9 protein-coding genes are annotated in these 11,411 nt (G+C 39.2%); 7 read left to right on the forward strand and 2 right to left on the reverse strand.

Annotated elements, in window-relative coordinates:
* The 3 genes from H7254_RS12045 to H7254_RS12055 all read left to right on the forward strand — a co-directional run.
* Positions 1-1,393: alpha-L-rhamnosidase C-terminal domain-containing protein (locus tag H7254_RS12045; protein ID WP_301933198.1), on the forward strand; the 1,393-nt coding region annotated here is incomplete at its 5' end.
* Between the two features lie 92 nt (positions 1,394-1,485).
* Positions 1,486-4,191, forward strand: coding sequence for an alpha-L-rhamnosidase (locus H7254_RS12050; RefSeq protein WP_301933199.1), 2,706 nt, complete (start codon positions 1,486-1,488; stop codon positions 4,189-4,191).
* Between the two features lie 222 nt (positions 4,192-4,413).
* Positions 4,414-4,749 carry a DUF6616 family protein gene (locus H7254_RS12055; protein WP_301933200.1) on the forward strand — a complete coding sequence of 112 codons (336 nt, stop codon included), beginning with the start codon at positions 4,414-4,416 and terminating at the stop codon, positions 4,747-4,749.
* A 747-nt stretch (positions 4,750-5,496) separates the two neighbouring features.
* On the opposite strand, the gene H7254_RS12060 is transcribed toward H7254_RS12055, so the two are convergent.
* Positions 5,497-6,609: an acyltransferase family protein gene (locus H7254_RS12060; RefSeq protein WP_301933201.1), complete on the reverse strand. Its 1,113-nt coding sequence runs from the start codon at positions 6,607-6,609 to the stop codon at positions 5,497-5,499.
* Positions 6,610-7,024: 415 nt separating this feature from the next.
* Complete coding sequence (locus H7254_RS12065) at positions 7,025-7,249, reverse strand: GDCCVxC domain-containing (seleno)protein (RefSeq protein WP_301933202.1); 225 nt, start codon at positions 7,247-7,249, stop codon at positions 7,025-7,027.
* A 479-nt stretch (positions 7,250-7,728) separates the two neighbouring features.
* Here H7254_RS12065 and H7254_RS12070 point away from each other — a divergent pair, with 479 nt between their 5' ends.
* The 4 genes from H7254_RS12070 to H7254_RS12085 all read left to right on the forward strand — a co-directional run bounded on the left by H7254_RS12070 (position 7,729) and on the right by H7254_RS12085 (position 11,284).
* On the forward strand, positions 7,729-8,571 hold the full coding sequence (locus H7254_RS12070) for a hypothetical protein (RefSeq protein ID WP_301933203.1): 843 nt from the start codon (positions 7,729-7,731) through the stop codon (positions 8,569-8,571).
* A 148-nt stretch (positions 8,572-8,719) separates the two neighbouring features.
* Positions 8,720-9,259, forward strand: a complete 540-nt coding sequence (locus H7254_RS12075; protein WP_301933204.1) for a hypothetical protein — start codon at positions 8,720-8,722, stop codon at positions 9,257-9,259.
* A gap of 19 nt (positions 9,260-9,278) precedes the next feature.
* Positions 9,279-10,511 carry a hypothetical protein gene (locus tag H7254_RS12080; RefSeq protein ID WP_301933205.1) on the forward strand — a complete coding sequence of 411 codons (1,233 nt, stop codon included), beginning with the start codon at positions 9,279-9,281 and terminating at the stop codon, positions 10,509-10,511.
* Positions 10,512-10,603: 92 nt separating this feature from the next.
* Positions 10,604-11,284: a M15 family metallopeptidase gene (locus H7254_RS12085; protein ID WP_301933206.1), complete on the forward strand. Its 681-nt coding sequence runs from the start codon at positions 10,604-10,606 to the stop codon at positions 11,282-11,284.
* The last annotated feature ends 127 nt before the right edge of the window (positions 11,285-11,411 follow it).

Raw genomic sequence — 11,411 nt, forward strand, 5'->3', positions numbered from 1 at the left:
CAGTATTCTTGCCGATGGAACCAGTAATCAGCAATATACTTCTTTAACCTGGCGCACCTATCGTTACATACAACTGAAAGTAACCACCAAAGATGAACCGTTGGTGATTGATGATATCTACGGCACCTTTACTGGCTATCCATTTGTGTTAAAAACAAGTTTTGAATCAGGCAATGATACTGATAAAAAAATGCTGGAGATTGGCTGGCGTACTGCCAGGTTATGTGCCTGGGAAACATATATGGATTGCCCGTACTACGAGCAATTGCAATACATTGGCGACGCCAGGATACAGGCCCTTGTTACATTGTATAACACCAACGACGACCGCTTGGTAAGAAATGCTTTAACACTGATGGATAATAGCCGCATTGCAGAAGGCATTACTCTAAGCCGGTATCCGACAGACTTGCATCAGGAGATACCCACTTTTTCATTGTGGTGGATCGGCATGCTGCATGATTACTGGATGTATCGCCCTGACGCAAATTTTATAAAAGATAAACTACCCGGCGAAAGACAGGTGCTGAGTTTTTTTCAACGGTATCAGGGTGCAGATGGTTCTTTAAAAAATGTACCCTACTGGATATTTTCTGATTGGGTTGACAACAGGAAGGGTTGGGACTATGGAGTGGCGCCCATAGGCAAGGATGGCTATTCATCCGTGCTGGATTTGCAATTGATGTGGACATACCAGGTGGCAGCCGAAATGGAAACTGCTATTGGGTTTAAGGATATTGCAAAATTATATTTATTAAAAGCAGCGCAATTAAAACAGACCATTCAAAAAAAATATTGGGATAAAACAAAACAGTTGTATGCAGATACGGAAGAAAAAAACCTGTTTTCTCAACATGCCAATTCACTGGCTATTTTATCCGGCATGGTAACAGGTACAGAATCAAAAGCGTTGGCTCAACATTTATTAACGGATACTTTTATGGCGCAAGCTTCTATTTATTATAAATATTATCTGCACCAGGCGTTGATAAAAGCGGGGCTTGGTAACAACTATAAAAAGTGGCTTGGCAAATGGCAAGAAAATATTGATCTGGGGATGACGACCTGGGCAGAGATGTCGGATGTTAGTGGTACCCGTTCTGATTGTCATGCCTGGGGCAGCAGTCCCAACATAGAGTTTTTTAGAACCATTCTTGGTGTTGATTCAGATGCGCCTGGCTTTGCCAAAATAAAGATCGAACCGCATTTGGGCGACATTACACATATCAGCGGCTACATGCCACACCCCAACGGTATGGTGAGTACGGGTTATAAAAATGAGGCGGGTAAATGGGCGATTGATATCAGTTTGCCGGTTAATACAACCGGCAGATTTCTATGGAAAGGGAAAGTGTTTCCATTGAAGGCGGGTATGAATAATTTTAATTTGTAAAAATTATTTCAGACCATGACAGTACAGGATAGTCACCATTGATTTACCTTGTACATTGAACCCTTAATTAAACAATCATTATAATACTTGCTATGAATAAAAAAGTTATTCTTTCCACTGTCCTTCCGTTATGTTTACTGATCAGTTTTGCACAGGTTAAAGTGCAACATTTACTAACAGAAAATAGTACCAATCCCATTGGGCTTGGCGTACAACAACCACGATTTACCTGGCAGTTAATGTCAGATAAAAGAAATACAAAACAAACAGCTTACGAAATCAAAGTATCAGGCAATAAAGGAACCATGTGGAAAACAGGGAAAGTTGGAAGCGACCAGTCTGTGCAGGTTGTGTATGCGGGTACTCCGTTAAAAAGTGATAATAAATATACCTGGACAATAAGAGTTTGGGATAATGATGGCAAGGCTTCAGCCTGGAGTGAAACTGCTTTTTTTGAAACAGGCTTTCTAAACACCAGCGATTGGAAAGCGAAGTGGATAGAAGCAGGCTTCACTGAAGATTCCATTAACCGGCCGGGCATTTTATTCCGTCATCAGTTTAATGCATCAAAAAAAATTAAATCGGCCAACTTATATATTACGGCGCATGGTATGTACGAAGTGCAGCTAAATGGGAAAAGGGTAGGAGACGCCTATTTAACGCCTGGCTGGACGAGTTATAATAAACGACTTCAATATCAGGTATTCGATGTAACCCGCATGCTGATAAGTGGCAACAATGCTATCGGTGCCACGGTGGGCAATGGCTGGTACCGGGGTTACCTGGCATGGAGTGACAATAAAAATATCTATGGTAAAAAACTTGGCCTGCTGGCGCAGATAAACATAGTATACAGCGATGGTTCAACTGAAATAATTGTAACGGATGAAAAATGGAAATCAGCCAACAGCGCTATTAAATCAGTTGAGATTTATAACGGAGAAAGGTATGATGCAAGAGACGAAAAAAGCGGATGGTCTTCGGCTGGTTACAATGATGCTGCGTGGAAAGGTGTAAATCTGCTGAGTACTGATTTTGATAATTTAACCGCTACAGAAAATGAGCTGGTTAAAAAACATGAAACGTTTAAACCAATAAAATTAATCACTACACCTTCCGGTGAAAAAGTATTAGACTTCGGCCAAAATTTAGTTGGCTGGGTTGTGGTAAAGGCGAAAGGAAATGCAGGCGATAAGATTGTTATCAAACATGCAGAAGTATTGGACAAGGCCGGCAATTTTTACACAGAAAATCTGCGGGCTGCAAAAGCAACGGCCACTTATATTTTAAAGGGTGGCGCAGAAGAAATATTTGAGCCGCATTTTACTTTTTTTGGTTTCCGCTATATCAAACTAGATAATTATCCCGGTGAGATAAACCCTGATAATTTTACGGCAGTAACGCTGTATTCCGATATGAAACCAACCGGAACATTTACAACTTCCAATGCATTGATCAACCAGTTGCAGCACAATATTCAATGGGGGCAAAGAGGTAACTTTTTAGATGTGCCTACCGATTGCCCGCAGCGGGATGAACGCCTTGGCTGGACCGGTGACGCTCAGGCATTTTCAAGAACGGCTACTTTTAATTTTGGCGTAGATAACTTTTTCAGTAAATGGTTAAAGGATGTGGCTGCCGATCAGGAACCCAATGGCAGCGTACCTTTTGTAGTACCAAATGTGCTGGGGCACAATGCAGGTGGCTCTGCCGGCTGGGCAGACGTAGCCACCATTATTCCATGGAATATGTACTTGGCTTATGGCGATAAAAAAGTGCTGGAAACCCAATATCCCAGCATGAAGGCCTGGGTAAAGTACATGACCAATGCAAGTAAAAATGATTTGTGGAATTCCGGTTTTCATTTTGGAGACTGGTTGTTTTATCGTCCAAATGACGACAACGATGGAAGGGCCGCAGTAACTGATAAATATTTGATAGCACAATGCTTTTACGCTCATTCTGTACAGTTGCTTATTAATACTGCCAAGGTATTAAACAACAGTGCAGATGAAGCGATGTACACTGACTTATTGCAAAAAATAAAAGCTGCCTTTTTAAAAGAATATGTTACGCCCAGTGGCCGCCTTGTTTCCGGTACGCAAACAGCTTATGTGCTGGCATTAAATTTTGACATGTTGCCCGAAGGCCTGCGTGCACAGGCAGCAACAAGACTTGCCGATAATGTAAAAAGCTACGATAATCATTTAACCACGGGCTTTTTAGGTACGCCATATTTGTGCGAAGTACTTACCAGGTTTGGCTATACAGATGTGGCCTATACGTTGTTGTTGCAACAGGATTACCCAAGCTGGTTATATCCCGTTAAAATGGGGGCAACCACCATTTGGGAAAGGTGGGATGGACAAAAACCCGACAGCACTTTTCAAACCCCCGGCATGAATTCTTTTAACCATTATGCCTACGGTGCAATCGGCGACTGGATGTATAGAAAAATGGTTGGGCTCGACACGTACGAAGATGGAGTTGGCTATAAACATATAAAAATACAGCCGCATATTGGCGGAGGTTTTACCAATGCCTCGGCTTCTTTGCAAACTTATTATGGTACTGTGGCAGCAGGCTGGAAGGTAGAAGCCAACGGCATTTCACTGGATGCTGAAATACCTGCCAATACAACAGCAACAATTTATATACCTGCCAGTAACGCTACCCTAATTACAGAAGGCGGCAAAGCCATTAGTGGTGTAGCAGATATAAAAATTATTGGTACCGAAGATGGCGATGTTGTGTTACAGGTTGGTTCGGGTAAATATCATTTTGTGGTGAATAAATAAGATAAAAAGATCTTTTAAATCCCTAAAAAGTAACTTGCCCGTTTGCTTTTTAGGGATTTATTTTTTGCGCATAATTGTCCTGAAATCTTGATAAATATTTTGTATTTTATACTGAGATTGTTTTAGGTATGCCGTCAAATTATTCTGGTCTTATAAAATTAAATAGCTGCCTGAATACAAAAAGAAAGTATATATTCAATACTCAAACAAAAAACACCTCAAATGATTACTTACATTGAATTATGGAAAGCAAAGCAGGCCTGGATAGATTTATCCAAAGAAGAAAGGGGAAATTATCTTGCCGCTTTAGCCCCTGCTATACAACAGTTACTCGAAAGTGGCGTTCAGATTGTGAGTTGGGGAAATAACGAAGCATCAACGTTTAGTAAAGCTGAGTATGACTATTTCGCCGTTTGGACATTTCCTGAAATAGGCAGCGTTAAAAATTTTGAAAGCATGGTAGAGGGCGCAGGATGGTACAATTACTTCCACCAGGTGAACGCCATGGGAAATGCAATCAGTCCGCAGGAAGTGATGGCAGCAATGATTAACTTATAACTTTAGGATCAAATTTTTGAACTAAACTGTATCATTTTTTTTACAGGATATATCCGTATTTTTTATTAATAATGTTATTACCACTATGCAAGCCGAACAGTTCGTTTTTGTTGATTGAACTGCCGAGCAACTCAAAAAGCAAAAATCTTCTCGGGGAATTTTTTGTTTTAATGGTTCAATGAATGCTTTGGTAATATTAATAGTTATTTTTTAAAATTCCTCCAATTTGGTTGATGCCCAATATAAATAACGATGCAATAAATGCAAACATTCTTATTTTTAAAATATTTTTACATTCCCGGTAATCGAATAACTCGGTATCTATTACTTCTGTTAATTTTAGGTGTGCAATGCCTGAAAAATTTCTTGTAATGGAACTAACAAATGCTATTTCATTATTGGCAAAACCATCTTTTTTAAATACTCGTTTCCTGCCATGCCATGGCTGTAAATGATAATTTGGTTTTTCATTTAATTCTGCCGCACATTTTTAGCAGTAGAAAGTAAGTACTTGTAGGCAAACAGCTAAATCGGGTTTTTCCATTTACCTGCCACTAAATGCCATTTATGTTTTATTTGGCTCATCAACGACGAGTGTCGAAAAGTACTGATGTTGTAGGAAAGTTATTTTCATCTACAAAAAAATGGCTGGTACGGAAGTGATATGCAATTGGCCTGCTTTCCATTTAATTTATTGCCCATTAAAATTTAAGATCACCGGTTTTATTGAACAATTCACTTCTATGTTTACACCCTGAGAAATATTTTCTTTTTATACAAAAAATAACACAGTCCCCACGCTACGCCAAAAATGCAGAAAGATGAAATGATATTGCTCAACAGTTCGGGTACGTGAATAATTTGCATCAGTCCATCGGTGATGGTGCGGAAGTAGTTGCTAAACCAGCGGTCGCCAACAATTTCAAAAAACAGGTAAATGAAAAGAGAATTCATACCAACAATTGTAAAAAAATCCAGGTTCTTATGATGGCCTTTAATATCTATCCACCAGTAACAAAGCGACAGTGCAGCCAACCCCCAACCGAGCGAAGCAAGTGTAAAAGTGCTGGTAGCAGTGTGTTTAATGATGGGTGTAATGCCCGCAAAGTCGATGCCGTAGCCAACTGCCAAACAAATAAGGCTGGCACCAACCATATATCTTAATTTGTTTTTTTCTGTACTCAATAATAACTTACCAGTCAAAGCACCGGCAATTGTATGTACCGAAGTAGGGATACAGTTGAGTGCCACCCAGCCATCTTTATTAATTTTATTCATCAATACAGTGTCCATATAATTGCCAAAATTATGCTGGTCAGTAAAGGGTTGGTCAAAACCGGGAATATTTGTAAATCGGTATAGTACTTCCGTCAATAACAGGATGCCCACACAAAATAAAATTTGTGCTGTATTGCTCCATTGAAAAATAAAAAAGGTTACCAGGGTGGTGAAAGATAATTGGGTCAGTACATCCCACAATTCAAAAGATAAACCGGTAGGTCGGACGGAATAATCCAGTACGCCCCAGAAAAATAATAAGCCACTGCGCTTTAAAGTTTTTAAAAAAGAGGCACTCCAGGCCATGCCTTGTTCTTTTTGTTTATGCAGGGAATAGCCCATGGCTACGCCTGCCATAAACATAAACATGGGTTGTATTAAATCCCAAAAGCGTAACCCATGCCAGGGATGGTGATAAAATTGCTGCATCAACCCATGCAGAAAGTTGCCCTCGGTGGCCGTTGATAAGTGATCGTACAAGGCGGTGCTTTCCAGCGCCAGTAAAATCATGATAAACCCCCGCATAAAATCGAGTGATTGTAGTCTTTTTGAAGCGGCTGAATTGCCGGAGAATAATTGCATAAGAGGTTTTAAGGTGGCGCAAAATAGACTATTTTAAATTGATTATAAAGATTGCGCTATCCTTCTGCCCGGTTACGGAAATAGCCAATGTATTTAACCCGGATAGAAATACAATTTCAACAGGTTGCCCGGTATATTGCACAAGGATGCCGAATGCTGGAATAATATAATTGAACTGGTATAAACCGCCAGGGCAGCCAATTTATGCACTTTAGCTGCATGGCTTACATGAAACATTATTAGGGGAACATCCTGAACACTGCACAAACCTTACCAACAGCATGCCCGCTTTGGCGGACAATAGCTCTTCCAGTCGTTGTGTAATAGGCACGTGCTCACCAGTTCAAAAACTGGCAAGGTGTCAAAAATGCAACAATTAGTGACGGGGCAGGTTTGTTGAATATAGCTATATTAGTCAGTTGGCTTCAGAACAGCAGGATGTACCCATTTGTATTGGCGGGCACTTTTTGGAACCATAACTGCAAAAAACACAGCAGTCTCCTTTGTGTGGTTTTAATATTGTTTTACAATTACTGCATTCATAAAAATAGCGGCAGGCATCTGTTGGCATGGTCTCTTCTTGTTTATGTGCGCAAACGGGGCAGGTAATAACAGATTGAAGTATGATAGTCTTTTCCATTTTATTGATAACTGATAATTAAAGTTACTCCATTCCAGTTATCATTTATCAATATGGAGGGTTACTAAACTGTATTTATTTAGTGTACAATTGTATAAATTAAATAATAACGGGGAGTTCTTGCATTCTAAAAAAATTGTTTCTATATTTAATCTTATAACCTCCAAACCTGTAAAATACCTACCCTGCTTCTCTCCTAAAATACATTTCATTTTTATTATTTTTTGCCTTTGGATAATGGTGTTCTTGAATGATGGCGTAATGTTATGCAGCTATTTTTATTAAGAAAGATTCAGCAAAAACCGCTGTTTTTCCTAAATAGCTGCGGGCAAATCACAAATCAATCAACACTCTCTATTCCTTTTAAAAACGCTTGCTAATACCTCACCGCAATTATAGTTAAGTAAGTTGATTTTATAAATTAATATACCCGGGATAGCCGAAAACGGGATTAAAGAGTAGGCGATAAAAAAATCTGTATGGCAACACAAAAAAAAGCTTCTTCGGGGGCTGCAATAAAAACAAAAGCTTCTGTAGAATCCATCAGGGTGGTTCCGTTATTTAATCCAAAAATGGATATAAAAATGGGCGAACTTAGCACCAAAACAGGAGACAGTGAACTACTGGCATTACCCCCACAAACAGCAACTCCCAAACTGGTTTACAATGGCGGTGCACTTATTAAAAATGTAAAAGTATATACTATTTTTTGGGGCAAAAACTGGTCTTCCAATGCAGCATTTATTTCTTTAAAAACCAACATTAACAGTTTTTTTACGGCCATTCTTACGAGCCCTTTACTGGATCAGTTGGCAGAGTATAGCGTTACAGGTTCAGCAATAGGACCCGGAAGTTTAACGGGCAGTAAAACAATCACCACCGGTGCACCAAAAACACACATCGCTGATTCGCTTATCCGCACTACGCTCACGGGCTGGATCACGGCGGGCACAGTGCCACCATGGGACGCCAATATCCTTTATTTTATTTATATGGATAAAGGCGTGAAAGTGACCATGGGTGGCAGCAGTTCCTGTACTTCCTTCTGCGGCTATCACGATGCCATGAGCGGCAAAAAATATTATGCGGTCATGCCTTTCCCTTCCTGCGCAGGCTGCCTGGGCGGTCTTAGTGTACAGGATGCTTTAACAGGCACCAGTTCTCACGAGCTCTGTGAAGCCATTACAGACCCTGTGCCTCCAACAGGATGGTACGATAATGCCAATGGTGAAATAGGAGATATTTGTGCCTGGAAATTTAAAACGATAGCGGGTTACAATGTGCAACTGGAATGGAGCAACAAAGCAAAAAGTTGTATCTGATATATGGCAACCACAAAAAATGATCTTTTTTGTGGTTGCTGTTTTAGCAAACATTGAACTCAGATATTTTGTGATTAATAGTCATTGTATAACTAACCCATACGCCAAAAGGGTATTTAGATAAGGCGTTTCAAAAAAAAGATATTTTATGGCAACTATAAAAAAAGGAATTAAAAAAGATGCTAAAAAAACACCTGTAAAAGTAAGTGAGAAATCAGTGAAAAATGCAATTAAGAAAACAGCTCCCCCAAAAGAAGCACCCGTGAAAGCAGCTTCATCTGCCCCAGTTACAGCAGGATTACTCTCAGGAGCCGTAACCGCAGAAAGTACAGCGCTTGATACCTTGTACATAACAAATGAATCAAATATACAGGTAACTCTTTCAGTAAATGCAGGAGCACAAGGACAAACAAGCGATATGACGATTACGCTGGATGATAAAATCATCATAAAAAACCTGGCAGGGGATTTTGGTGAAACAGCTTTAGGAACCAATATAAAAATAGCGGGAAAAGTATTACGGATTGTGGCAACCATCGCAGATACTTCCCAAGTTACAAATTTTACCAGCCTTACTATTCATTTAAAAGGCGGTCAGGAAAACAGTGATTTTCCATTGTCTAAAACTGTTGATCAGGAAGGTGACTCTGCTGATTATATATGCCGCATAGAGTTTTTTAAACCGTAATGATTTAAAATTAAAAACTATGAAAAAAATATTTCTTATAAGTATACTCTTTTACGTCATGCATTTTAAAGCAACAGCACAAACAGGAGATGAGGGAGTAAAACTGGATCTTTTAAAAGCGCCTTCATCCCCTGCATCAAATTTATTAGGAATTGGAGTAAGTGATATTGATAAGCCCACGGATGTATCGGCATTTATGCTTTCGCTTCAAAAATCCACCACCAATTTTTCATCACTTCCTTCTAACTATGCCGTTGACATCGCTCCTTATTGGTTATTCAAAAAAAATACCCAAAATGTTACTACAGCAGGCTTAGAAAACAGTATAGGTAAAGGTGTTGTTGAGCAAACATTTGTTTTGTCTTTTGCCATTCGCAATACAGATTCCACAGAAAATACCTTAACTCCTAACAGCACTTATACAGGTATTGGATTTAAGTTTTCTCTCATCCGGGGAGAATATGACGATAAAACAAAAGAGTCGCTTAATAAAATAAAGATTTTACAAAGTTTACGGGTGGATAAATTGCAAAAAATACAACTTGAAATTGAACAGGAGGGGGAGATAGTTAGTCTACGCAATAGATTAAAAGATACACTGACCGGAAAAAAATCTGCAGATGTGCTACAAATAATGCGCAGCAATGAGTACCAGCAAATTCAACTGGAGTTGAATAAAAGAATGATGTTGTTGCAGAATAAAAAATCTGATACGGAAGAACTGAATGAATTGAGTACGCAAATAAAATCAGTGGCTTCTGTATTTCAAACTGCCCGCATTGGATTTACCTGGGATATTGCAGGTGGCATCAGTGCTCAATTTATTAAAAGGCGTTTCAGTAATTCTAAAGTAAATAATGCCGGTGTTTGGACCACCATTGGTTATACAAGTGCAAAAGTTGGCTCTGGCTTGCTTTTACTGAGGTTGCTGCAAAACCCGGATAAAATATTTGCAAAAGACAATGGCATAAATGATATCGGCAATATCACCACATTCGATTTTGGTGGCCGCTATATTTATTCAACACCCCAGTCAAAATTTAATGCCAGCCTTGAAGGTGTTTACAGAAGTGTATTATCATCCAATACCATTCACCCATCGTGGCGCATTGTGTTTAACGCGGATTATGCCATTTTACAAAATCAAAAACTCACCTTTTCGTTTGGTAGAAATTTTGATGGCACAACCACTAAAGATGGAAATCTGATAGCAGCGTTGAGCTTTTTAACAGGGTTTGGAAACAGGAGATAAATTGTGCGGGGAGGAAGCAGAAGAAAGGGAGCGTTGTAAACGAGGTATTTATTAAAAAAAATATTCAATGTAAAATTTGTCGTCAAAAATAGGTGTCAGCAGTTAAAATAGAAGATTATGAAACCAATAAACGAATTCTAATAAATAAAAATAAACTACCCAACATGAGCTACCAGTTATTAAAACAAGATGTCCTTTTCTACCAGCGCTTTTTAAAAGCCAATGGTTTTTACAACGATGTATTAGATGGAAGCTGGGGACCAGTAACAAATGCGGCAGATGCTGCTTTTGTCCAAAAAAGTGAATCAATCAAAACTGAACTTGGTGCGGTGGATTCAAAAAGTGAAAGCAATATCATTACATTAATACCACAGGCGCAGATAGCTGCAAGAAAATTTCTTGCCATTTTAACCGGTGCAGGTAAAGATGTCCGCATTCTGAGCGGTACCCGTACTTATGCCGAACAGGATGCATTGTACAAGCAGGGAAGAAATGGAAATAAACTTCCAAAAGTAACCAACGCTAAAGGCGGACAAAGTAACCACAATTTTGGTTTAGCCTGGGATATTGGCCTGTTTGAAAATGGCAATTACACCGGTACCGACAGTAAATACCAGGCATTGCCCGCCCTGGTTTTGCCGCAATTGCCCGAATTGGAATGGGGTGGCAACTGGATTAATTTTAAAGACTTTCCTCATTACCAGTTAAAGTCTGTTTCAGAAATGGTGGCTGATATAAAGAATCTGTTTGAAAATGGTAAGCTGTATGTGTAATATGTATATTTTACCAGCCATCACACCTTTTTAAAAGGTATCGTCTGTGATAGTTTGGCTAAATTATACTGTAGGATTTTTAGCGGTTACAACAAAATAAATTTTTTATTCTTTAAAATAAAAGTCT

The sequence above is a fragment of the Ferruginibacter sp. genome, from assembly GCF_014377975.1.
Classification (GTDB): domain Bacteria; phylum Bacteroidota; class Bacteroidia; order Chitinophagales; family Chitinophagaceae; genus Ferruginibacter.